Raw genomic sequence first — 25320 nt, forward strand, 5'->3', positions numbered from 1 at the left:
TTGAGAGGATCAAACAACTAATATTTCAAATTAACTAAAACATGTTTAATCAAGGCCGCTAGAATAAAATTGGCTACCCCGCTTCATTGGAAACGAATAAGAATAGCTCTGTTTCCTCAAAATACTATCTGAACCTAGAACTGGTATTTGAGCTTGATGCCACCACCACCACCTTGGCGTTGCCCGCCATAAGCCTGACCATTGACATCAATGTTAAGCGCCTTGTTGGTCGCTAGCGGCTGGAAGCTGAAGCCTGTCTCGAATACGCCCGTGCTGCCCTTTAATGATGGACGTTCAAGGTCAAGCTCATAGGCCTTGGCCTTGACCTCGCCTTCAAACTCATATTCATAGGCTGCACCAATATAAGGCTGGAACTGATCACTATAGGCATAAGCATAACGACCACCCAACTGAATACGGGAACTATTGGCATTGTCAAAGCGAAGCTTCTCATTGGCGACAGTCACTGTATCACTGTCCATATATGTCCAAAGATAACGCCCATAGACATCCAATGACTGCTTGTCATCAAAGTTAAACACATAACCACCAGCAGCATGACCACCATAATAGGTTGCCTTGCTGTCATAAGATCCCTGATAATCACTTATCGCTGAACCGACACTAAACTTGCTCTTGGCACGACCGGCACGCAACGAAGCTTCAACATAAAGCCCATCCGCCTGATAAGGGGGGAGATTGTTAACACGGCCAAGGCCTGTACCGGCAAATTCAATACGACCAAAGATGCCGCCGCCCTTATAATCAGTATCGCCATCACCATGCACCGAAGCATAATCAGCAAAGCTGTTATAGGTATCATAGGTACCACGGCCATATTCAAAGAAAGCCCCCAATGTTGCCTTGTGGCCGGATGCAAACTCGAAACCTGTGGCAAAACCCATAGCCGTATTGAAGCCTCTGACATCAATATGGCTGCCTGTTTTGTAACGTTGCGATGAACCATTGGCGATAACAAAAGGGATCAAGGCTGGACGATTGACATCGTTCTCATGGGATAACACCATATACCGGATATTACTAATACCGGCATTGGCAATCAGATCATTTCCCTGATTGAGAAAACCCAGTGCTGCTGCACGACCTTCCGAATAGCTCTTCGATTGCGAATTGCTACGCACCTTATCAATAGCCAGAACGAGCCCTGTATCACTGCCATTTTGTTGTTGTGAAAGCGTTGAATCATAAATAATGAACTGGCCTTCCTTCACCGACAGATTGGACGAAGGCCCATAAGAACCACTGATGGTCTTGCTAATCATTGTAATCTTATCGCCAGCCTTCAAACGGTTGCCGCCAGCATAAACACTCACTGTATGCTTGGTGCGTGTCAGATCAACCGCTTTACCACCATCGGCAATCGTGACCAGTGTCTCACCATTGGCCACATTCTTAGGCAATATCCAATTATAGTTCTCGAAATTATGAATGCCCGAGACCGTACCGCGATAACCTTCAAGGTTTAACGTATTGCCTTTAATAACCTTATCAAAATCGGTGACGAGTTCTGTACCAAGAGAAACATCCCTCCCTATAAAACCACCCCAGATCGAACCATAAGTGGTCACACCGCCATCATCTCTAGTCAGCGTAATCTGATCACCGATCAATGAGACTGTATTGTTAATAACCAAACCATCATTGGCAGTAACAGCACCGCCCGAAATATTATAGGCAACACTGCTGCCGCTGATCTCAACACGGTTCCCAGTCACATTTATGGAATCGGCACGAGCACTGCTGTTATCACCGCCTGCACCACCCACAACAAGCACGCCAACACTGCCATTATGTATCATCACAATATTATCACTGAGCGTAATTTTATTGTTGTTGGCGTTATTATTAACAGTTCCACCATAAACAATAAAACCAACACTGCTATTATTGATTATCACAACATTATTACTGACCATAATAGTGCTGTTGTTATTGTTGGTATTAACCCAGCCACCATAAGCACCAACGTCAGAACTGCCACCGCTCATTGTCACAACATTATTATTAACCTTAATGTTGCTGCCATTATTGTTATCATCAACCAAGCCACCATAAATACCAAGACCGACACGACCACCACTTACCGTCACAACATTATCACTATTCATAACATTGCTGTTGCTGGTGTTTTTTACATAACCACCCCAAACTGCTATAACCACATTGCCGTTTTTAATAAAAACCTTGTTGTTCAGAGAGTTTCCATTTTCAACCAGCCCACCATATACACTAGAAGGGTCAGGCAACCCTAGTTTTGTATAATCAACAATCACAGTATTATCAGATGATGAAGGCGCTGTTGGTGTCCCGACATAAAGGTCATCAAGAACACCTGGAAAAGGAACAAATGAAGGTGCTTGTCGAAGCTCTGCCGATTCTGCCGTATCATCATAGCGAATGGTCTCACCTGCCAAAGCAAATGAAACACCCACACCACCAATCACCGAAACAACAAGTACGCCGCTTAACGCAAAGCGAGAGATCAAGCCGCCCAAACCATTACCATATACCAAATTCATCTCTGCATTTTTTTATAAAATCTCGCCCGCTTATTCCTAGTACTATTGTTCCTAAAATAACGTCAATTTATATCATTATCAAATCCTTAATTTTTTTGTGTCGGTGTCTCTCGAAGTTAGCATTCTAGCCAAATATTAAGTTCCCTTTATTATATGTTTCCAGTTTACCGCCATTTTTTAAAGATTACCATTAAAGGTGTTACAAGCTTCTATATCGCCATTTTCATATCCCCTCTTGAACCAGTCGGCACGTTGTGCAGAAGTACCATGCGTAAAGCTATCTGAAACGACATAGCCTTGGCCCTGTTTTTGCAATGTATCATCACCAATCTGATGGGCCGCATTCAATGCGGCATCAATATCACCGTCCTCCAGCAATCCTTTTTGATCGGTGAAATGGGCCCAGATACCGGCGTAGCAATCGGCCTGCAATTCAATACGTACAGAAACGGCATTTGCATCGCGGGTACTCAAACGTCTTTTTTGCATATCAGCTGCATTCAATATACCAGCCAAATTTTGTACATGATGTCCAATTTCATGCGCGATGACATAAGCCTGCGCAAACTCGCCCGGCGCATTAAACTGGCGTGCGAGTTGATCAAAAAAACGATCATCCAAATAAAGCTTTTCATCACCCGGGCAATAAAACGGCCCAACAGCCGCACTAGCCCTTCCACAAGCTGAATGAACAACACCACTATAACGCACGAGAACCGGTTTGCGGTATACTTCATTGTGGTTTTTAAAGATAGTTGTCCAAGTATCTTCCGTTTCAGCCATAACTGTCGCAATAAAACGACTGCGTTCATCACGATTATCAAGAGCTGTATTTTGCTCAACACGTGTTGATTCCAGTGCACCATCACCAAATAAGAAGCGCGTCGGATCAAATCCAAAAACAGAAAGGCCAATAAATAGCAATATCAGTATGAAAATACCTTTACCGCCACCACGCCTCAAAAGGCCAAACCCAACACCGCGCAAACCTGTATCTAGGATGCGTCCGCTCTTTTGACCGCGACGATCTTCGATATTCCTGCTTTCTCGGCGGCCTTTCCAACGCATAGCCTTCTCCATATAACTGTCATAGAAACAAATATATAGAAAAGCCTTGTAAAAAAAGAAGCCACAGCGGCAGATATAAATAGAAAAAGCCCAAAAACGCCAAGTTTAAAAGCCTCATAACACAATCCATGTCGATTGAACTGTGGTTAAAGATATAAAAAGTTCCTAAAAAGGCATTTTGGGGGTTACTTTTTTTGCGCATTTACCTATAAAGCAAGCTTAGCCTTAACAGTTCACACTTTTACCCTGCCGGTATTACCGTGCAGGTGCTTGCCATGAGGAAAAACAATGCCCAAACGCACAGATATAAAATCCATCCTGATTATCGGTGCAGGCCCCATTGTTATTGGACAAGCATGTGAGTTTGATTATTCCGGCACGCAGGCATGTAAAGCCTTAAAAGCAGAAGGCTACCGGATCATTCTGGTCAACTCCAACCCTGCGACAATCATGACGGATCCCGATCTGGCCGATGCAACCTATATAGAGCCGATCACACCGGAAGTTGTTGCCAAAATCATTTCAAAAGAAAAGCCGGATGCGCTTTTGCCCACCATGGGCGGACAAACAGCGCTTAACACCGCACTATCCCTTAAACGTATGGGAGTATTGGATCGCTATAATGTCGAGATGATCGGTGCCAATGCCGAAGCGATTGACAAAGCAGAAGATCGTGCCCTTTTCCGCGAAGCCATGGCTAAGATCGGTCTTGAAACACCGCGTTCAATGTTAGCCAATGCTACAGAAATCAAGGAAGAAGACCGGAAACGTCATGAAGAGGCACGCAGCAAGCTCAAAGCCGAGCTTTCAGGCGATGCACTCGACAAGGCCCTCGACAAGCTGGAAACCGAATGGCAATTGGGCGAATCCGATCGCAAACAGCGTTATATGGCCCACGCCATCGGCAAAGCCGGTCAGGCGCTTGACTATGTCGGCCTGCCAGCCATTATACGTCCGTCTTTTACGCTTGGCGGCACAGGCGGCGGGATTGCCTATAACCGCTCGGAGTTTTATGAAATCATCGAGCGCGGCCTTGATGCCTCCCCCACAACAGAAGTGCTGATTGAAGAAAGTGTTCTGGGGTGGAAAGAATACGAGATGGAAGTTGTCCGTGACAAAAAGGACAATTGCATTATCATCTGCTCGATTGAAAATATCGACCCGATGGGCGTCCATACTGGTGACTCGATTACCGTAGCCCCGGCCTTGACGCTGACAGACAAGGAATATCAGATCATGCGTAATGCCTCGATTGCGGTATTGCGCGAGATTGGTGTTGAAACTGGCGGCTCCAATGTTCAATTTGCCGTTAATCCGGAAAATGGTCGTCTGATCGTTATTGAAATGAACCCGCGCGTTTCACGTTCTTCAGCGCTTGCCTCCAAAGCTACAGGATTTCCAATTGCCAAGGTTGCCGCAAAACTCGCTGTCGGCTACACGCTGGACGAGTTGGAAAATGATATTACCGGCGGTGCCACACCGGCTTCTTTTGAACCATCCATCGACTATGTCGTTACCAAAATTCCACGTTTTGCCTTTGAAAAATTCCCCGGAGCATCACCTGTACTCACGACAGCGATGAAATCCGTTGGCGAAGTCATGGCCATTGGCCGGACATTTCAAGAATCCTTGCAAAAAGCATTGCGTGGTCTGGAAACAGGCCTCACAGGGCTTGATGAAATCACCGTTCCCGATCATGAAGAAGGGGACGAAAAAAATGCCATCCGTGCCGCGATCGGCACACCGACACCGGACCGTCTGCGTTTTGTTGCCCAAGCCATGCGCATGGGGATGCCATTGAATGAAATCCATCAGATTTCCAAAATTGATCCATGGTTTCTGGACCAGATTAGCGACATTATTAACATGGAAACACGCATCCGCGAACATGGTGTACCACAGGATACAGAAAATTTGCGTATGTTGAAAGCCATGGGTTTTTCGGATGCACGGTTGGGCAGCCTGACCGGTCAATCCGCCGATGATATTGCTGCCTTGCGCAAGAAACTCGATGTTAAACCAGTCTTCAAACGTATCGACACCTGTGCTGCAGAGTTTGCATCACCCACAGCCTATATGTATTCAACCTATGAGCAGCCCTTTGCCGGTGCCTTACGCTCCGAAATCGGCGTTTCAAACCGCAAGAAAGTTGTCATTCTAGGTGGTGGGCCCAACCGTATCGGTCAGGGTATTGAATTCGACTATTGCTGCTGTCATGCCGCATTTGCGCTTCAAGATGCCGGCTTCGAAGCGATCATGGTCAATTGTAACCCTGAGACTGTCTCAACCGACTATGATACATCTGACCGCCTCTATTTCGAGCCGCTAACAGCCGAGGATGTATTAGCTATTCTGGAAGCGGAAAAAGAAAAAGGCGAGCTTGTCGGCGTCATTGTCCAATTTGGTGGACAAACCCCGCTAAAACTGGCTGAATCCTTGGAGAAAGCCGGTATTCCTATTCTGGGCACCTCGCCTGATGCCATCGATTTGGCAGAAGATCGCGACCGTTTCCAGAAGCTCTTGATCAAACTCAATCTGACACAGCCGAAAAACGGTATTGCCTATTCCGTTGAACAGGCCCGTCTCATTGCCAATGAACTGGGCTTTCCGTTGGTTGTGCGCCCTTCCTATGTTTTGGGCGGCCGGGCCATGCAGATCATCAACCATGAACGTGAATTACAGACCTATCTGCTTGATACCGTGCCAGAACTGGTGCCAGAAGATATAAAAGCACGCTATCCCAATGACAAGACCGGACAGATCAACACGCTACTCGGCAAAAATCCGCTTTTGTTTGACACCTATCTAACCGAAGCAATCGAAGTCGATGTTGACTGTCTATGTGACGGCGAGAATACAATGATCGCCGGTATTATGGAGCATATCGAAGAAGCTGGCATCCATTCCGGTGACTCGGCCTGTTCGCTACCCGTACACACTTTGTCAAAAGAGATCGTCACCGAACTCGAACGCCAAACCAAAGCTCTGGCGAAGGCACTTCATGTCGGCGGCCTAATGAATGTACAATACGCCATCAAAAATGACACCGTCTATGTGCTGGAAGTCAATCCACGTGCCTCGCGTACCGTGCCTTTTGTTGCCAAAACAGTCGGTCGTCCGGTTGCAAAAGTTGCTGCACGCATCATGTCAGGAGAAACGCTGGATCAGGCTATCAACAATTATGGCGGCAAACCACAAGAACCTAAAAAACCGCATATTGCGGTTAAGGAAGCCGTCTTTCCTTTTGCCCGTTTCCTTGGCGTAGATACACTGCTCGGGCCGGAAATGCGTTCAACCGGTGAGGTTATGGGCCTTGATTACGATTTTGCCCTTGCTTTTGCAAAAGCACAACTTGGCGCCGGTGTCGATTTGCCACGAGAAGGCACATTATTCGTTTCAGTCAAAGATGGAGACAAAGCCCGTGTTCTAGAACCGGTCAAAAGGCTGGCCAAACTTGGCTTCAATATTCTGGCAACCGGGGGCACCCAGCGCTATCTTGCTGAAAACGGCGTTGAAGCGAAAAAAATCAACAAAGTGCTCGAAGGCCGTCCGCATATTGAAGATGCAATCCGCAACCGTCAGGTCCATATCGTCTTCAATACAACCGATACAGCAAGCTCGGTTTCAGATTCAAAATCCTTGCGCCGCGCGACCTTGATGCAGAAAGTACCCTATTACACTACCATTGCCGGGGCTGAAGCCGTAGCAGAAGCTATTGAAGCGCTCAAAGCAGGCACATTGGACGTCCGCCCATTACAGGCCTATTTTTCTTGAAACTATAACCGCTATGGCAATATTTAATGCCATAGCGGTTATCTTATTCTATTGCGGATCAAGCACAATGGCTTCACGTTTGCCTAACTGATGCTGTTCCCACATATTCTGATAAAGACGTTCCAAGTCACGAATATAACGCTTATTATCAAAGAGTGGTGAATTCTGGCTGTTGACTTTCAACTCCTGCTTCAATGTTGCACGAAGTTCATCATTCGTTGCCAGATGGAAATTGAGACTAAACCATTCATCTGCCGTATCGGCAACCAGAACCGGACAATTATTAGCCATAAGCACACTAGATGACATGCGCGAAGCAAATGTTTTTCCCTTAAGTGATACCAATGGAATACCGGCATAAATGGCTTCAGCTGCTGTATGACTTGCCGTATGAGGAAAAGTATCCAACATAATATCAGCCAATTGCAACCGTGCCAAATGTTGTTCGTAAGCAAGACGCGGAGCCAATATCAAACGCTTTTCATCAATGCCACGGTTGGCAAGTTCTTTCTTGATATTGCCCCGTGCAAATTCACGCACAGGATCAAGCATCCACAAAACACTATCATCGACACTCAACAATAATCTGGCCCATAGATCAAACTGATCCGGATCAATCTTGGCCAAATCACTGAAACAGGCGAACACGACAACACCTTCAGGCAACCCTGCCTGACTGCGGCTTGGTGGCGTTGGTTGTAAGGCAAATGGAGAAACTGGCATAAAACAATGCGGCATCAGAGCCAGTGTCTCACTAAAATCATGACCAGCATCAATCGGTGTTACAACCGGATCACCGATAATATAATGTGCAATATTCGGATGACCAACCGTACCGGCATAACCAAAACCATTAACCAGAACCGGAGCGGGACGAAGTGCCATAATACCGCCCCGCGATATTGTATCATTACCATCCAAATTGACAAGAATGTCAAAGTTCTTGCTGGCAATAAATTCAGCCGCCTTGCTATCGCTCATCTTATACAGCTCATGAATAGGAAGATGACTAGAACCACTGGCAGCATTTGTGCCATCATCATGCGAAAAACCAGATAGAAGATGGATGTCAAACATATTATTATCATGCAGTGACAAAATATTCTTCAATTGGTTATGCTGCGTATCATAATGAAAATCCGCAGCCAAATAACCGATACGCAACTTATCTCTTGAATGATTTTCTTGATAGAGCGGTTTATTCTCCATCGCTGCGCCATGCAACAAGCTCACATAGCGATGTGAATATTCAAGAAATTGTTTATTATTAATCCGGCGTATATTCAATGCACTGAACGGATTGCCGATATTATCTTTATTGAGTTCTTCTTGTTCAATATTATCGATAAAGAGTTCATCCGTTTTTGAAAGCGAATCCCAAACACCCAAACGACGCATCAATTCTTGGGTTTTAGCCCAATTTTTTGCTTCCGAATAGTTGAACAAAGCAGGTTCCAGACTACCTGTTTTTTCATATAGCTCCGCCAGAATTTTAGTGTAGACATAGCCTTCTGGTTGCGTTTCTATGGCATTTTTCAATAATATCTCAGCCGATCCCAATTTGCCCGTCTCAATATAATTGAATGCCAATGCAATCGTAGCTGCCATATGTGTCGGGTTCAGTTCAAGCGCCCGTTTGAAATACTCCTCAGCCTTATCAAGTTTTGCCGTACGTTGCATAACAAGCCCCATACCGCATAAAGCATGGGCATTTTCTGGAAAGGCTTTTATGAAATCATGATAAAGTTTTTCAGCTTCTTCATGACGCTCTTCACCAAGATAAAGCTGTCCGAGATTGAAGAAAGCATCCTCTCTCTCCTCATGATCAAGCTGATCTTGCTTCAATAAATCATGCCATAAATCCATTGCCTCAGTCTTGAAGTTCAAAAGCTTCAACGTCTGCGCAAGAAGGTGCTTAACACGGATATTATCCGGGTCGGATTGCAAAATCGTTTCACACTCTACCTTGGCTTTACCGTAAGCAAAAGTCTCATAACTTTTTAAAGCATCTTCATAGGTAAGATGGGTATTAGAGCTATCCGATACCTGCGAATGAAGTATCGTTTCATCTTCCGACGGCAAGATAATATGGTCATGCTTGCCATCCAGATGGTTTTGCCACATCTGCCGGAATAGACGTTCCATATTTCGTGTAAAACGCTGTGTATCAAAAAGAGGTGCAGTTTTACGCTTCTCTACAAGCTTGGCCCGCACATCGGCAAGACGTTTTCTATCTTGAGCCAAAGCAAGAGTCATCTCATAGGCTTCATCAATACTATGGGCAATAAGCTCGGGACATTCCATTGCTGTCAGCAGACTTGCCGCAACGCGTGAGGCAAAAGTCTTGCCAGTGATAGCGACAAACGGCACACCGGCCCATAAAGTATCACTACCCGTTGTATGTGAATTATATGGAAAACTATCCAAAGCCAGATCCGCTAGTTGAAGACGAGCTGTATGAGCGTCAAGAGAAAGCATATTTGCAAAGATAATACGATCTTGAGGAATACCGAATTTGGCCGCCTCTTTATAGATATTATTTTTTGCTTCCTCTTCATCCGGCTCAAGCATCCATAAAATACTGTCAGGCACATTATTCAACAACTTGCACCACATTTTGAAGACATCGGGTATCAATTTACGAAATGTATTAAAAGAACAGAATACGAAAGCGTCTTCTGGTAACCCCACTGTGGCACGTGTTGGAGGATGCGGAATGGCATTGGTATTATCATTGCTCTGATAGCTATGCGGCATTTGGGCAATTTTCTCACAAAAATGCGCTTCATGTTCAAGCGGCGTGACCAGTGGATCGCCAATAATATAATCAGCCAAACCGGGAACCCCTAAAGTCCCAGGAAATCCCAACCAGCTGGCAATAACCGGCGCCGGACGGCGGGCTACAATTTTCAACCGGTTGTCTTGGGTATATCCTTTCATTTCTACTATAATATGCAAATCAAGATCCGCTATATAACGAGCGGCTTCTTCATCATTCATATGATTGAGATCATGAAATGTTACCGGATAGGCTTTAATACGATCCGTATATTCATCGTAGCGCACTGGTGAATGGGAAAGGAGATGGATATCGAAATTTTCCTGATCATGAAGATTGAGAACACCGGAAAAAAGACGCATTGTTGCGTGCAGGACAAAATCAGCCGACAAGTAACCAATACGAAGACGTTTTGAATCCGCGACCTTGGTTTTATAGGGTTTTACATCAAGTACCCAATTGATATCCAGCTCGGCAAAACGACGGTTATATTTGAGCTGCTGCAAGCCATCCAATTGCGGCAAGTGACAACTGGCAAAAGGCGTGACACAATTGAACAATTCCACCTTGCCCTTTTCCATGTGCTCAACAAGCTTCTGCCCAGTTTCATCAAAACCATCCCAATAGGCACCGTAAAGCTGCATATATTGAGCAAAGCCGAAATTATGTGCTTTTTTCATGGCCTCGAAAGCTTGCAGATATCGTTTGTTATCATAATAGAAAAAGCCCAAACACGCATACAGCATCAATGAATCGGGGTCTTGCTGGCAGGCCGCCAGCATGAGGTCTTCAACCTCTTTTTTTTCTTTTTTTCCAATAGCCAATTCAGACAAGTTACTTAATAAATTGGCATTTTGAGGCTCAATAGAAACTGCCTTTTTTGCAAGCCTGAAAGCCTCACTATGCTCACCTTGCTTTTCTTTTTGCTTTGCAACCAAATGATAAGCTTCAGCATCATCGGGGAAAAGATCAACAAGCGTATCGCATAATTCCAAAGCCATCGAATTGCGATTTGTGCGAACATAAAAATCGATAAGGTCTTTATAGAGATTTAGATTTTTCTCGACAGCCAGCCCTTGATGATAAAAACTTTCTTCTTGTGCATAGTCCTTAAGCCGTCGGCATGCGTAAGCTGCCAGCACATAAAGTTCTATTTTTTTAGGAGACTGCAGAATTTCCTTTTTGCATAATTCAATGGCTTTTTCAAATTTTTCCTGCTGCAATGCCTGCATTGCCTTTGATTTTATTTTCTGTTTCTTGATTTTTAAAGCCATGGAATGCTCCTTCAAAGCACCGGAAAATACACATTTTTACATTCAAAATAGTGTTCTGGTTATTTCAAATAACACCTATAACACTCATCTTACTGCCAAATATTTAACATAAGTGCCATTATAGCATCTGAAGAAGTATTTTTTGCCTTATATGAAGCCACGAAGATTATAGGCGCCCTTTGATACTCCTGATAATTATGTGAACAAAAACATAGATTTTATCATCAACTATGATTGGACACCCCGAATAAACATGATATAAAAACTCATGTTTTAACGGAAAGGCATAAAAACATGCATTTAAAAACTCTTCTTCTGGCAGGCACTTCTCTGGTTTTTGCATCATCGGCTTTTGCTGCCGAATTTCCCATTGGCGAACCACAAATGTGTGGTGGCATGGAAATTGCAGCCGTCTATCTTCAGCCTATTGAAATGGAACCAGAAGGAATGATGCTGCCAACGTCAGAATCCGATATTCATCTGGAAGCCGACATTCATGCCACAGAAGATAATAAGAATGGTTTTCAGGAAGGAAGCTGGGTGCCCTATCTCGGCGTTTCCTATACATTAAAAAAAGAAGGCAGCAACAAGACTCTCGAAGGCGCCTTTCATGGTATGGTTGCCAATGACGGCCCCCATTATGGTGAAAACATAAAAATGGACGGTCCCGGCAAATATCATCTGACCTTTACCGTAACCCCTCCCTCAAAGGACTCCATGTTCGGCCGACATGTCGACAAGGAAACCGGTGTTGCTCCATGGTTTGATAAATGTGTAGTGGAATATGATTTCACCTATGCCGGAACCGGTAAAAAAGGCGGCTACTAAAAAAAGAACCTGATTTTTATACAATCGGCGTTCTAAAATTATGCTCATAATTTCGGACTGTTTTACAGCATCCCAATTAAAAACAGTACACATGCCAGATCGGTAATGCCTATTTTCCGATCTGGCAGAATTTAAAGGTCTATAATGCGCTTTATCCTTGTTTTTATGCTAATGCTTTTCCCGTTTGCCGCAAAAGCAGCCCCTCTTCCTTCCTATGAAATTTCAATCAAGGACGGTGTTTTTGATCCACCTTCCATTGATGTACCAACTGGGCAACGCTTTAAAATAATCGTGACCAACACCGGCAGCGGTCCGGCAGAATTCGAAAATCTTTCATTGCGTGTCGAGAAAGTGCTTGGTCCTGGTGTCCAATCTTTTGTTGTGATCCATCCACTCAAAGAAGGACGCTACCATTTCATTGACGAGTTCCATATAGAACTACCCGGCTTTGATATTAATGCCAAAGAGACCGCACAATGATCACATCATCACTTTATCTATTTTATCATGACAGTGTTCGATTCCTTATCTATGGTACAGGGCCTTTTCTGATCGTCTGGCGGGAAAGCGTCGAGGCCCTTCTTGTCATTGGTATCCTATATGCCTGGGTTAACAACAATGATCTAAAGGATGCGAAAAATAAGTTATGGATCGGAACGGCAGGCGGTGCAGCCCTTGCCATTCTTCTAGCGTTCGTTTTCTGGTTTGCAGGAAACTGGCTTTCCGGTGTTGCAGGCGACTGGTTCTTTTCCATAATGATGGCCATTGCCGGTTTACTTATTCTACAGATGGTTGTGTGGATGCATCGTCATGGCAGAACTATGAAAGCCCATCTTGAAACCGAAGCGGCCAACAGTCTACACAAATCAGGCAATTGGGGCATTGCCTTTATCGCATTGGCAGCCATTGCCCGTGAGGGAAGCGAAATTGTCATTTTTCTTTATGGTCAGGCAGTCAACGAACGGGCTACATCAAGTCTCATTTTCATCCTTGGCACATTTGCCGGTTTTGCCGCCGGATTTTTGACATTCTATCTCTTACAACTTTTCCGCAACGCTATTTCATGGAAATGGTTCTTCCATATTTCAGAATTTGCCCTACTGTTATTGGGCGGCGCAATGATGGTCGGAGCCATAGATCGGCTATATCAGATCATTCCCAATTATGATGTACCGGAATTTGTATATACGCTTTTTGAAACTACACTTTGGTCAACCGATTGGCTAATCAGCGACAACAGTACATTAACAAGCCTAACCGGCTATCATGCTGAACCGTCTATCATCCAATTCGGCATATTGCTGCTCTATTGGGGCAGTGCAATCTTGCTTTGTTGCATCGGGAATGCCAATAGGCATCATCCTAGAATTAAAACGGCCTGATGGAATAAAGTAATGTCAAGGACAGCCCAGATTATACAATCTTTCGGCATGGCCATGCAGCGCCACCGCCGACTGATTCAATCAATCCAATGGCTTGTCGTTTCTATTTATCTGATATTGCTTATTATTCCAGCCTTTTTGTCCTTGCCGCCACGCGGGGCTCATATTCTCGACAACCTGGTTTTTTTTGCCCAATTTATCTTTTGGGGTATCTGGTGGCCCTTTGTCATTATTTCCATGTTGGTGATGGGGCGCATGTGGTGCGGTGTCTTTTGTCCCGAAGGCACACTGACTGAATGGACAAGCCATTCATTTGGCCGCAACTTGACCATCCCACGCTGGATCAAATGGCGTGGCTGGCCAGCGGTCGCCTTTGTTCTGACAACGCTCTATGGCCAGCTAATCAGCGTCTATGATTATGCGCAAGCCACTCTTCTCATTCTTGGAGGCTCGACAATTGGGGCTATTATTATCGGCTATCTCTATGGCCGCGGCACAAGAGTTTGGTGCCGTTATCTCTGCCCGGTCAACGGTGTTTTCAATCTGCTTTCACGACTAAGTCCCATTACCTTCAAAACAGATCAAAAACGTTGGGCAAACTATCCAGAAAAGCCTGCGACCAATCCTCATTGTCCGCCTATGATCAATATACACCAGCTACACGGTGTTTCGGCCTGTCACATGTGCGCACAATGCGCGGGCTACCGAAACGCGGTTGCTCTTACTCCCCGCTCCGTCAATGAAGAAGTTCTTCTATATGGCAGTGACAAACATAATATATGGGAGCATATTCTGCTGCTTTACGGCATGATCGGGGTGGCTATAGGCGCTTTTACATGGACTGTCAGCCCATGGTTTATCTACTTTTATCAGACCGTGACCACATGGCTGGTCCAGCACGATATTCTTTGGCCGCTTAATAATAGCGCGCCATGGTGGATACTAACTAATCATCCCGCCAATAATGATACATTCACACTGGCCTACGGCTTCTGTGTCACAACCTATATTCTCGGCAGTGGTATTCTTTATGGTAGCTTTCTCTCGGTGATCTTCTGGATCACCGGCAAACTGGCTAACCGTGAAACCTTTGGCCATCATCTGGCATTGGCATTACTACCACTGGCAGCATGTGGCCTTTTTCTGGGACTAAGCGCAACAACTGTCAAACTATTACAGTTTGACGGCTTCTTTCTGCCTTGGTTAAGCACGGCAAGAGCTTTATTGCTTATAGGCGCTACAATCTGGAGCTTTTATCTCGGTTTTCGGATTATCTGGAACAGCCACAATTCGCTGCATCGCTCTTTTGCCATTTCAACCCTCTATGGCATTACCATATTGCCTATTCTGACCGCATGGTGGCTTATGTTCTGGGGTTGGTAAGCGGTGTTTCACTCGGCGAAAATTCCACATCAATAATATGTTCAAACAAATCAATCCTATCGCGGCGACGACTGATATAAACCATTGTCGTTTCTTTCAAATGGTCTTTGATTAACATCGTAATTCGACTGCGGACTTCTTCATCAATGCCATCCAGCACCTGATTGGCAATAATCCAATCAGGCTTGGACAATAACAAACGGGCAAAAGCCAATGCGCGGCGTTCGGTATCATTCAAACGCTTTTCCCAATCAATATCCTCGTCAAGGCTTTCCAAATATTCACCAAGTCCGCTTAAGCGCAAAACCGCCTCGATATGCTGCTGATCCGGTTCGATATCATGACGCGGATAAAGAAGAACCGTACGCAAACTTCCTGGCGGGATATAAGGTTGATCCGGAATATAGCAGATTTTGGCATGAGCAGGCAGGACAACCTTGCCTTTTCCCCATGGCCACAAGCCAGCTATAGCATGATAAAGCACAGTCTTATCAATATCCTGCCCTGCATAAATCAATGTATTTTGGCCGCGTTTGATAACAGCATTATCAAGCGTCAATGTCAGTGTGCCATTCACTGCCCGCACACTGAAATCCGAAAAAGCCAGTTCATCTGACTGCCCGTTTTCCATGCTTATATGTTCAATACGGCCATCATCGACATGATCCATCTGTTGTACAGCCTGACGGAAAGTCGCCGTACGCAGCATCGTGGCGCGCCAATCGGCCAAGGCACCATAATTATCCACAAACCACCGCAAGGATTGATGCGCCTGATTGAACGCTTGAACGGCAGCCTGTAACCGGCCAAAATCAATACCGCCACCAAAATAGATAGGAGCCGCAATAATATAGGGCGCAACATTACTTACCCAGCCATAACCGGCCGTAATGCCGGTCAATTTGGTTGTTGCAATGACAATACGCCATATAGCTGCCAAGACATTATTGACCCGCCCATCAAGATAGCGTTTTTCATCCGCTTCACTGCCCATCAGCGTCACGGAATCAATTGACCGGTTTGTATGCATCAAAGCGGCACGCAAATCAGCTTCGCGTGCATAGCGATTAGCATTGATTGTTACCAGATTACGGGCCACAAACCAGGTCAGGAATGAAGCAAAGCCGACATAAAGGATAACCGCCCAGATCATATAACCGGGCAGCGGAAAACTATAACCGGCAATAGTAAAGACAAAACCGGCAGTCATCGACCACAGTTTTGGTACAAACATCATCAATGTTACTGACGCTTGCAAAAGATTGATCCCCAAATCAGCCGTCGCTTCTGCCAAATGGCGGGCGTCTTCATGCAACCGCTGATCCGGATTGACACCGACTTCACCGGCCATGGAAAGCCGAAATGCCCGACGCGGTTGCATCCACTGGCTGATGAGATCATCTGTCAGCCCTTCACGTAGCTTGAGTTTAAGATATTGGTTGAGAAATGTCTGCGTCACATTGAATACCAGCAGCACACTGGCAATCGCAAAGAAAACCCCCAATTGAAAAATAAAGCCGTTGAAGTCACGACGGCTTAGCGCATTGAAAAAATCTTCTGTCCACGTAACAATCTGCAACTGTCCACGACCGATCAATATGATCAGTACAAAAATACCGAAAGCGGTAATCAACAGCGCATTACGCGTATGCGATTGCCAAAAAGCAATAAACATCAAACGCGCCTGATGTAAAAAACCTGTATTGGCGACTTCGCCTTCCCGCAACAGACCGGGTGTCACAGCAGCATCATCATATCCCGCTTTGCCTGCCTGTCTTTTTTTCTTGTCCACCATACAGTTCTTCCTTATCAGGCCGTTCTCTTAACCGGCAATAACGGCAGGAATGCGAGAGTCGCATAAAGGCAGACATTGTAAATGTGCATGGAAATAAAAGCCTTCGATCATAAAATTATACTATGCTACCACTTTCTTAAAAAAAACATTCAAAGCAGAAAATAAAATTTTTTCCTATACAGTTTTTTGATCAATGTTTTCTTGCACTTTGCCTCATCTTGCGACATAGATTGCGACATCTGGTTTTCTGCCATTGAACGGTATTTTGCAATATTGGAATATACACAGCAATGTCATTTAACCAATCATGGTCCATTTGCCGATTTTGAGGAGACGAAATCATGGCTTTTATTGCTGATGCCCTTTCCCGCATCAAACCTTCTGCAACCATCGCTGTTTCACAAAAGGCCCGTGAGCTGCAGGCTAAAGGTCGTGACGTCATTGCATTGAGCGCTGGCGAGCCTGATTTTGACACACCTGACAATGTCAAACAGGCAGCTATTGCTGCCATCCATGCCGGTAAAACCAAATATACACCTGTTTCAGGTATTCCGGAATTGCGTGAAGCCATCGTCAAAAAATTCAAACGTGAAAACAATCTCGATTATAAGCCTGAACAGATTATTGTCGGCACAGGCGGCAAACAGATATTGTTCAATGCATTCATGGCAACCCTCAATCCCGGCGATGAAGTCATTATCCCGGCGCCTTATTGGGTAAGCTATCCAGAAATGGTCTCGTTGATGAACGGCACCCCTGTTTTTATCGAAACCAAAGAAGCGCATGATTACAAGTTACAGCCGGATGAGCTAGAGAGTGTCATTACCGATAAAACCAAATGGTTTATCTTCAACTCCCCTTCTAATCCATCTGGCGCAGCCTATACCCATGATGAACTTAAAAAGCTGACCGATGTTCTGCTTAAATATCCGCAGGTCCATATCCTGACCGATGATATGTATGAACACCTGACCTACGGCGATTTCAAATTTGTCACCCCCGTCGAGGTAGAGCCTAAACTTTATGAACGTACATTGACCATGAACGGCGTGTCAAAAGCCTATGCCATGACCGGCTGGCGTATCGGCTATGCCGGTGGACCGCTACCTTTGATCAAGGCTATGGATACGATTCAAAGCCAGCAGACATCCGGTACATCTTCTATTTCACAATGGGCCGCTGTTGAGGCTCTCAACGGACCACAGGATTTTGTCAACAAAAACAAGGCGATTTTCCAAGCCCGCCGTGATTTGGTTGTCTCCATGCTCAATCAAGCCAATGGAATCAAATGCCCTGTGCCGGAAGGTGCCTTTTACGTCTATCCTTCCTGTGCAGGCCTCATCGGTAAAAAGACACCATCCGGCAAAGTAATCGAAACAGACGAGGATTTCGTGACTGAACTTCTTGAAACAGAGGCCGTTGCCGTTGTCCATGGCAGCGCTTTCGGTCTGGGGCCCGCATTCCGTATTTCCTATGCAACATCGGAAAAACTGCTTGAAGAAGCCTGTTCACGAATTCAGCGTTTCTGCGCAAGTCTGCGTTAATCGCATACGAATAGAACGTATTAAATAACAACGCGCACCATAAAAAAACCGCCCTTTAAGGGGCGGTTTTTTATTCATTGCATTGCGTTGATATCTGATCCGTTTTATGGATATTTTGACGGTTTTCCAAAAGACAGACGTCTGGCGGAATATAAAAGGGAAAACGGTAAGATTGACCAAACGAGGGATCAAAGCCGTGACTGCCCCCGCAACTGTATATGAACGGGCTTATACAATCGGGTGAAAGCTCGGCCACTATGTAAATGGGAAGGTTTGTATAAGCTGTTTCGGTCATGAGTCAGGAAACCTGCCGTCATTATTGTTACGAATCCGATTAAAAGGCACGGTGGGTGCCAAAGGAGATAAAATATGCATATTGAACCAGGCGTTGTCACAGGCGCAAAACTTGTTCTCAGTTACGCAACAGCAGCAACCGCTTTTTCCATTGCTGGCAAAATGGCATGGGATACGATCAGAAAAGATGGCGGTGTTCTATCACTGGCTGCACGTAGCCTGATCACAACCGCACTTGTTTTTTGTTTTTTCGAAGTTTTACCCCATCATGCGGTTGGTGTATCCGAAGTCCATCTGATATTGGGCTCGACCCTGTTTCTGATCTTCGGCGCTGGGCCAGCAGCAATTGGTCTGGCATTGGGACTACTTGTCCAAGGTCTTTTTTTCGCCCCCTTTGACCTGCCTCAATATGGCATGAATGTTACAACTCTGCTGGTGCCGCTCTATGGCATGAGTCTGTTAGCCAAGCGTCTCATCCCCAATAAAGTCGCGTATAAGGATGTCAAATATTCACAGGCGCTAGCACTCTCAACCAGCTATCAGGCCGGCATTGTCGCATGGGTCGCATTCTGGGCCTTTTACGGCGAAGGTCTAAGCGTTGGCACTTTGGCCAATGTATCGACTTTCGGCATTGCTTATATGAGTGTCATTCTGGTTGAGCCATTGGTTGATCTTGGCGTCCTTGCCATAGCTAAAGCTTTTGACAAGATTGAAAACAGCGGCCTTGTGCAACAACGCCTCTATCAATCTGCCAGCTAAGAAAAAATCCTTAAGGAACGCAATACGATAATGCGTGACGCAACCGCCAAAGCTCATTCTAAAAAAAAGATGTTCAGACTTTTTCTGGCCTTTGCCCTTTTTGTACAGTCCATGGGTATGGCCATGGCTGGGCCGGCGGATGCGTCACCCCTAACCCAATATGATGCCTTTGGCAGTATTATTTGCGGTACACAAAACCACAGCCATAATGCATCCAATCATCCTATCGCGACCTGTTGCGGGACGGGATGCATCCTCAATGGCATCACAACACAAGACTTCGGCCAGCATGACGCTATTTTAAACCTGAATATGCGTGATGGTGAAAGACTTGCCCTGTCACATCCTCAAGACGAGAAACATGTTCTTTACCGAGGCCCCTTCCGCGCCCGGCCCCCTCCTCTCCAAAGATTTTAACAACATCCTTTTCCAATCATAAACAGATTTTAAAAATTCTCAGGAGATATCCATGTTTCATTCTTTTTTCCAACGTCTCAATAGACGTGCTTTTGCTCTGCTTCTTATGACAGCTCTGCTTGGCTTGACAAATTTTGCCCATGCCCATGAATATAAAGCCGGATCACTCGAAATAGATCATCCATGGTCACGTGCCACCCCCAATGGAGCCAAGGTTGCCGGCGGATACCTTAAAATTATCAATCATGGCAATGAAGCCGACCGTTTGGTTTCTGTTTCATCCGAGCTTTCAGGAAAGGCCGAAATTCATACCATGTCAGTTGAAAATGGTGTCATGAAAATGCGCCATCTGATGGATGGCGTTGAAATTCCTGCCGGCAAAACCATAGAATTCAAGCCCGGTGCCTATCATATCATGTTCATGAATATCACAGCACCGGTTAAGGCCGAGACAAAGTTCAAAGGCAAGCTGGTCTTTGAAAAAGCCGGTACAGTAGATGTTGAGTTTGCTGTTGAAGCTATGGGAGCACAAACACCTGAACATAATCAGCATCAGGATAAGCACCAACATTAGTTTAATTTTTGCAAATTAAAAATTTTACGCTATATTAGATATCAGATTGATCAAATGTAACGGGTTCCAGAAGAAATTCTGGAAGCCGTTTCTTTTTATACTGGCCACAAGGCAAAACAAGAAAGGGGACTTAGATGGAAACGGTTCCAATGACAAAAACAGGTTTCGAGCGCCTTAAGGAAGAGCTCCGCTGGCGTCAACAGGACGAACGTCCGCGTATTATCGAAGCCATTTCAGAAGCGCGCGCCCATGGCGATCTGTCTGAAAATGCCGAATATCATGCAGCCAAAGAAGCACAGAGTCTGAATGAAGGCCGTATCAATGAACTGGAAGGCTATGTTGCCCGCGCTCAGGTCATTGAGATTTCTTCGCTTTCAGGCGACAAGGTTGTTTTTGGCGCCACTGTGAAGCTGATTGATGAAGATACCGAAGAAGAAAAAGTCTATCAGATTGTCGGTGATCAAGAAGCCGATGTTAAAGATGGCAAAATTTCAATCTCTTCCCCCATTGCACGAGCTTTAATCGGCAAAATGGAAGGCGATACGATTGAAGTCAACGCACCGGGCGGTGCGCGTGGTTATGAAATCATCGAGATTTTGTTTATCTAATGAATACATCGCTTGACGATACGGATATTATCGCCCCGAATTTCAAAAAACGTCTTTCGGGGGTGACATCCACAATCATACAGTTGGTACCTTTACAGCGCCGTCATGGCGTCCATATCACCACACTCGGCCCCGGCCTTCCTGACAGTCTGCCTTCCTTAAGCTGGTTTTCACTTTTCGGCCTATGGAAAAAACCGAAAAACAAACCTTTCCGTATCTGGCATGCCCGACGCAATATTGAAATGGCGTTTGGCATTATCCTGCGTGATCTTTTGCGCATGCGTATCAAGCTACTTTTTACCTCTGTTGCACAGCGCCATCATAAACCTTTTACCAAATGGCTGATCCGCCGCATGGATAAGGTTATTGCAGCCAGCCGCCGCTCTGGCTCTTATCTTGAGGTGCCTTATGAAACCATCATGCATGGTATAGATCTGGAGCGTTTCACACCACCACAAACCACGGATGATGAATATGCCGCTGCCAAACTTCCGGGGAAATACGCCATTACATGCAGTGGCCGTGTACGCCCCTCCAAAGGAACTGATCTTTTTGTTGATGCCATGATTGCGCTATTACCCAAATATCCGGATTGGACAGCCATCATTACTGGTCGCACAACAGCAGAATTTTCCGACTTTGAAAAAGAATTACGTGAAAAAATTGCCAAAGCCGATCTAAGTGACCGTATCCTTATCCTTGGCGAAGTGCCGGATGTGCGCGTATGGTATCGCCGTGCTACACTTTATGTAGCACCATCACGCAACGAGGGTTTTGGCCTTACGCCTCTAGAAGCGATGGCATCACAAACGGCTGTTGTTGCCAGCGATGCAGGGGCCTATGAAGAACTGGTACCTGAAGGTACAGGAAGCGTTGTGCCTGCCGATAATGGCGAAGCATTGACAAAAGCTATTGAACTTTATCTCATGGATCCTGCCAAAACCATCGCTATGGGGAAGACAGCGCTTGAACATACAAGGCAAAATTTTCCGCTGAAAAAAGAGGCTGAAGGCATCGCGAAGGTTTATGGCGAAATGTTCAATACCGTATAAACCGATAAAACCTTTTATAAAGCAAAAAAAGGTTCATCCTTGACAACACGGATGGAAAGCGATGTACGCACCGAGCCGACATTGGATGCAGCGGTGAGTTTCTCGACAACAAAGTTCTGGAAACTTTTCAAATCCGGCGCGACGCAATACAGTAGAAAATCCGATTCCCCCGACAGCATCCAAGCCTTGCGCACATAGGGCCATTGATAGGCCTGTGCTGCAAAGCCACGCAAATCTGCTTCTGACTGTTTATGTAGACCGACAGAACAAAAAGCCACCAGCTCCTGCCCAATCATTGCACCATTCAACAAAGCCATATAACCTTTGATCACACCGTCTTTTTCAAGTTTTTTAACACGGCGCAGGCAAGGTGGCGCTGAAATTCCGACCTTGGATGCCAGTTCGACATTAGTCATACGACCGTCATTTTGAAGCTCTTTGAGAATTTTCCAATCAATGGCATCAAGATCGGCTTTAATCGGCATTATCAATACTCTGAAATAAAAATTGCGCCCTGATCTAACAGAGTTATCGCAAAAGGTCACGATATAAAAATATGCATCACAACATTAATATATTTGACTGTTTCGCATCATCGTTTCCAGAAAATAGGTGTGAATAGAATAAACACAGTGACAATTTCCAATCGCCCCGCCAGCATCAAAAAACTTAATATCCAAAGAGCCGGATCATGGATTGTCGAGAAATTACCGACCGGACCGATTGTATCGCCAAAACCCGGCCCTACATTGGAAAGCGCCGTCAAAGCACCCGTAAAGGCCGAGATAAAATCAAGGCCGGTCATCACAAGACAGATAGCCCCGACAATCAGCGATACCATATAAAGACACAGAAACAATAAAACAGTCTGAGCAATATCACCGGAAATTTCCGAACCCGCATAACGAATTTTAACAACTGTATGAGGTGAAATCAGCCGGGTAAGACTGGCCAAAGTCAAACGCCATAAAATGATAATACGGTTAATCTTGATACCCCCGGATGTCGAACCCGAGCAGCCCCCGATAAACGAAACAAAAAAGAAAATGCCAAGGGCCAAAGGCCCCCATTCAGAATAATCCTCAACCGCATAACCGGTTGTGGTGATGACCGATACAAGATGGAAAATGGCATCGAGAAATGCCTTATGAAAAGCAAGGTTTTTGTCGAACCGTAACCAGACAGCCAATGCAAAGCTCATCAGCAAAACCAATACGGCAAAGAAAATCACCTGTGGGTCGGCCAGACGGCGCATCCGCCCAGGCAAAACCAACTTGACATAAAGTACAAAGGGCAATGCCGCGAGAAACATGAAAATCGTTGCAATAATCATGATCAATGGCGAATTGAAAAACCCCAACGACTGGTCATGGGTTGAAAAACCAGCTGTTGCAATCGTTGTCATCGCATGATTAAGCGCATCGAAGATCGTCATACCTGCCGAAAAATAGCTAATCATACAAAGCAGAGTCATACCCAAATAAGCAATGATGATGCTATTGGCGATCTGATTAACACGCGGCAACACCTTGTCCGATTTATCCGATGATTCCATATGGAAAAGCTGCACCCCACCGACACGCAATGACGGCAACAATAAAAGTGCCAAACCAATAAAGCCGATACCACCTATCCAACAAAGCAACGAACGCCACAAAAGAACCCCACGCGGCAGCTTGTCTAACTCTGTCAGAACCGTAGCACCGGTAGTGGTAATACCGGACATGGATTCAAACACGGCACCGGCAAACGAAATTTCCAGATGCGAGAAATAAATTGGCAAGGCCCCGAGCACTGTCGCAGTTAGCCATAAACAGATTGTCAGTAAAAATCCCAGACGTGTGGAAAAACGCTGCGTCTCACCCCATGTCGCCAACAAAAACAATGTAGCAAACATCAAGGTAATAAATGAAGCACGAATAAAAACCAGCCAGTCGGGATTGCCATCACGCAGATCAACCAGTGCCGGCAGTAACATTGCAACGCCCATAATAAATGCAAAACGCGCACAAATATTGAAAACAAAACGATAAATGGTCAATTCTTTCTTGGCTGACAGGAACTTTACGCTCTTCATAATCCAATTGGAGGCTATGATCAAAGAAATTGAACAATCCTATGATCCAACCTGTGATAAATGGGGTGACTTGATGCTCTACGCCTTGCAATCGGCGTTATATCGCCATAGTTTAATGATAAAATCCGATATGTACTGCAGCCGTACTTTTCATGCTGTTACCAAGAAAGGCCAACCATGTCTGAACGTCACGTTCCTGTGCTTATTGTCGGCTCGGGGCCGGCGGGTTATACCGCCGCTATTTATGCTGCACGCGCTATGCTTAAACCTTTACTAATCACCGGCCTACAACAAGGCGGTCAGCTTACTATTACGACAGATGTGGAAAACTATCCCGGCTTTGCAAAACCGATCGAAGGCCCATGGCTGGTCGAGCAAATGGCAGCGCAGGCAGAACATGTCGGCACTGAAATGGTCTATGATACAATCATAGAAGCCGATCTTTCCAAACGTCCTTTCGTACTGAAATGCGACAGCGGCGACCAATATTCCTGTGATGCACTGATCATTGCAACCGGTGCCCAGGCCAAATGGCTTGGTTTGGAAAGCGAACAGAAATTTATGGGTGGCGGTGTTTCTGCCTGTGCCACATGCGATGGATTTTTCTACCGCGACAAGGATGTCATTGTTGTTGGCGGCGGCAATACGGCTGTTGAAGAGGCCCTCTATCTTTCGCATCTGGCCAAATCCGTTACGATTGTCCATCGCCGTGATGGATTTCGCGCGGAAAAAATCATGCAAGATCGGCTTATGGCGCGTGACAATGTACGCGTTGTATGGAACCACATTGTTGAAGAGATTATTGGCGAAGAGGCCAAACCGCCTATGGGCGCTACAGTAACAGGAGCAAGACTAAAAAACACCCTGACCGGAGAAGAGCAGACCCTTTCTGCTCATGGGGTTTTTATTGCTATCGGCCATGCGCCGGCTGTCAGCCTATTTGAAGGACAGCTTAAACAAAAACCGGGGGGCTATTTATGGACAGCACCGGATTCAACGGCCACAAGCATCAAAGGCGTCTTTGCTGCCGGCGATGTTGCTGATGATATCTTCCGTCAGGCTGTAACGGCGGCTGGCCGTGGTTGTATGGCAGCATTGGAAGCAGAACGTTTTCTTGACATAGAAAGCATAAATCGAGAAACAGCCGAATAAATAAAAAGACTGGATGAAGG

18 protein-coding genes and 1 riboswitch are annotated in these 25320 nt (G+C 45.5%); of the genes, 12 read left to right on the forward strand and 6 right to left on the reverse strand.

What is annotated here, in order from left to right; translation table 11 throughout:
* Nucleotides 1–134: 134 nt before the first annotated feature.
* Together ACYZ97_RS06895 and ypfJ are read right to left on the reverse strand one after the other, a co-directional pair.
* Complete coding sequence (locus ACYZ97_RS06895) at nucleotides 135–2540, reverse strand: hypothetical protein (RefSeq protein WP_473297690.1); 2406 nt, start codon at nucleotides 2538–2540, stop codon at nucleotides 135–137.
* Nucleotides 2541–2717: 177 nt separating this feature from the next.
* A complete protein-coding gene (gene ypfJ / locus ACYZ97_RS06900) occupies nucleotides 2718–3608 on the reverse strand; it encodes a KPN_02809 family neutral zinc metallopeptidase (RefSeq protein WP_473297691.1) in 891 nt (296 codons plus the stop codon).
* 288 nt (nucleotides 3609–3896) lie between these two features.
* Here ypfJ and carB point away from each other — a divergent pair, with 288 nt between their 5' ends.
* A complete protein-coding gene (carB, locus tag ACYZ97_RS06905; RefSeq protein WP_473297692.1) occupies nucleotides 3897–7382 on the forward strand; it encodes a carbamoyl-phosphate synthase large subunit in 3486 nt (1161 codons plus the stop codon).
* A gap of 48 nt (nucleotides 7383–7430) precedes the next feature.
* Here the strand turns inward: carB and ACYZ97_RS06910 are convergent, their stop codons facing one another.
* Nucleotides 7431–11435, reverse strand: coding sequence for an O-linked N-acetylglucosamine transferase, SPINDLY family protein (locus tag ACYZ97_RS06910; protein ID WP_473297694.1), 4005 nt, complete (start codon nucleotides 11433–11435; stop codon nucleotides 7431–7433).
* A 294-nt stretch (nucleotides 11436–11729) separates the two neighbouring features.
* Here ACYZ97_RS06910 and ACYZ97_RS06915 point away from each other — a divergent pair, with 294 nt between their 5' ends.
* The 4 genes from ACYZ97_RS06915 (at nucleotide 11730) to ACYZ97_RS06930 (ending at nucleotide 15028) form a co-directional block, all read left to right on the forward strand.
* Nucleotides 11730–12263 (forward strand): iron transporter, encoded by a 534-nt coding sequence (locus tag ACYZ97_RS06915; protein ID WP_473297695.1) that lies wholly within the window; start codon nucleotides 11730–11732, stop codon nucleotides 12261–12263.
* A 144-nt stretch (nucleotides 12264–12407) separates the two neighbouring features.
* Complete coding sequence (locus ACYZ97_RS06920) at nucleotides 12408–12743, forward strand: cupredoxin domain-containing protein (RefSeq protein WP_473297697.1); 336 nt, start codon at nucleotides 12408–12410, stop codon at nucleotides 12741–12743.
* The gene (locus ACYZ97_RS06925) at nucleotides 12740–13645 is read left to right on the forward strand and encodes an FTR1 family iron permease (protein WP_473297698.1); all 906 of its coding nucleotides are present in this window, start codon (nucleotides 12740–12742) and stop codon (nucleotides 13643–13645) included. Before ACYZ97_RS06920 ends, ACYZ97_RS06925 begins: the two co-directional genes overlap by 4 nt.
* A 12-nt stretch (nucleotides 13646–13657) precedes the next feature.
* Nucleotides 13658–15028, forward strand: a complete 1371-nt coding sequence (locus ACYZ97_RS06930; RefSeq protein WP_473297700.1) for a 4Fe-4S binding protein — start codon at nucleotides 13658–13660, stop codon at nucleotides 15026–15028.
* Here the strand turns inward: ACYZ97_RS06930 and ACYZ97_RS06935 are convergent.
* Entirely contained in the window at nucleotides 15009–16823 is a 1815-nt protein-coding gene (locus ACYZ97_RS06935) for an ABC transporter ATP-binding protein/permease (protein ID WP_473297701.1), read from the reverse strand. The two genes, ACYZ97_RS06930 and ACYZ97_RS06935, sit on opposite strands and share 20 nt — an antisense overlap.
* Before the next feature lie 341 nt (nucleotides 16824–17164).
* Here ACYZ97_RS06935 and ACYZ97_RS06940 point away from each other — a divergent pair, with 341 nt between their 5' ends.
* The 6 genes from ACYZ97_RS06940 to ACYZ97_RS06965 all read left to right on the forward strand — a co-directional run bounded on the left by ACYZ97_RS06940 (nucleotide 17165) and on the right by ACYZ97_RS06965 (nucleotide 22071).
* Nucleotides 17165–18367, forward strand: coding sequence for a pyridoxal phosphate-dependent aminotransferase (locus tag ACYZ97_RS06940; protein WP_473297702.1), 1203 nt, complete (start codon nucleotides 17165–17167; stop codon nucleotides 18365–18367).
* Between the two features lie 102 nt (nucleotides 18368–18469).
* A riboswitch (cobalamin riboswitch) is annotated at nucleotides 18470–18696 on the forward strand.
* Nucleotides 18697–18736: 40 nt separating this feature from the next.
* Nucleotides 18737–19420 (forward strand): energy-coupling factor ABC transporter permease, encoded by a 684-nt coding sequence (locus ACYZ97_RS06945; protein ID WP_473297704.1) that lies wholly within the window; start codon nucleotides 18737–18739, stop codon nucleotides 19418–19420.
* A gap of 30 nt (nucleotides 19421–19450) precedes the next feature.
* A complete protein-coding gene (locus ACYZ97_RS06950) occupies nucleotides 19451–19837 on the forward strand; it encodes a hypothetical protein (protein WP_473297706.1) in 387 nt (128 codons plus the stop codon).
* 52 nt (nucleotides 19838–19889) lie between these two features.
* Complete coding sequence (locus tag ACYZ97_RS06955; RefSeq protein WP_473297707.1) at nucleotides 19890–20411, forward strand: copper chaperone PCu(A)C; 522 nt, start codon at nucleotides 19890–19892, stop codon at nucleotides 20409–20411.
* A 134-nt stretch (nucleotides 20412–20545) separates the two neighbouring features.
* A complete protein-coding gene (gene greA / locus ACYZ97_RS06960) occupies nucleotides 20546–21019 on the forward strand; it encodes a transcription elongation factor GreA (protein WP_473297709.1) in 474 nt (157 codons plus the stop codon).
* Nucleotides 21019–22071 (forward strand): glycosyltransferase family 4 protein, encoded by a 1053-nt coding sequence (locus tag ACYZ97_RS06965; RefSeq protein WP_473297711.1) that lies wholly within the window; start codon nucleotides 21019–21021, stop codon nucleotides 22069–22071. The genes greA and ACYZ97_RS06965 overlap by 1 nt, the downstream gene beginning before the upstream one ends.
* Nucleotides 22072–22085: 14 nt before the next feature.
* On the opposite strand, the gene ACYZ97_RS06970 is transcribed toward ACYZ97_RS06965, so the two are convergent.
* Together ACYZ97_RS06970 and ACYZ97_RS06975 are read right to left on the reverse strand one after the other, a co-directional pair.
* On the reverse strand, nucleotides 22086–22556 hold the full coding sequence (locus ACYZ97_RS06970) for an Lrp/AsnC family transcriptional regulator (RefSeq protein ID WP_473297713.1): 471 nt from the start codon (nucleotides 22554–22556) through the stop codon (nucleotides 22086–22088).
* Between the two features lie 107 nt (nucleotides 22557–22663).
* Nucleotides 22664–24049, reverse strand: coding sequence for a TrkH family potassium uptake protein (locus ACYZ97_RS06975; protein WP_473300657.1), 1386 nt, complete (start codon nucleotides 24047–24049; stop codon nucleotides 22664–22666).
* Nucleotides 24050–24325: 276 nt separating this feature from the next.
* Between ACYZ97_RS06975 and trxB the strand changes: the two genes are divergently transcribed.
* Nucleotides 24326–25300 carry a thioredoxin-disulfide reductase gene (trxB, locus tag ACYZ97_RS06980; RefSeq protein WP_473297715.1) on the forward strand — a complete coding sequence of 325 codons (975 nt, stop codon included), beginning with the start codon at nucleotides 24326–24328 and terminating at the stop codon, nucleotides 25298–25300.
* The last annotated feature ends 20 nt before the right edge of the window (nucleotides 25301–25320 follow it).

This window comes from Bartonella sp. bp_1, from assembly GCF_055808085.1.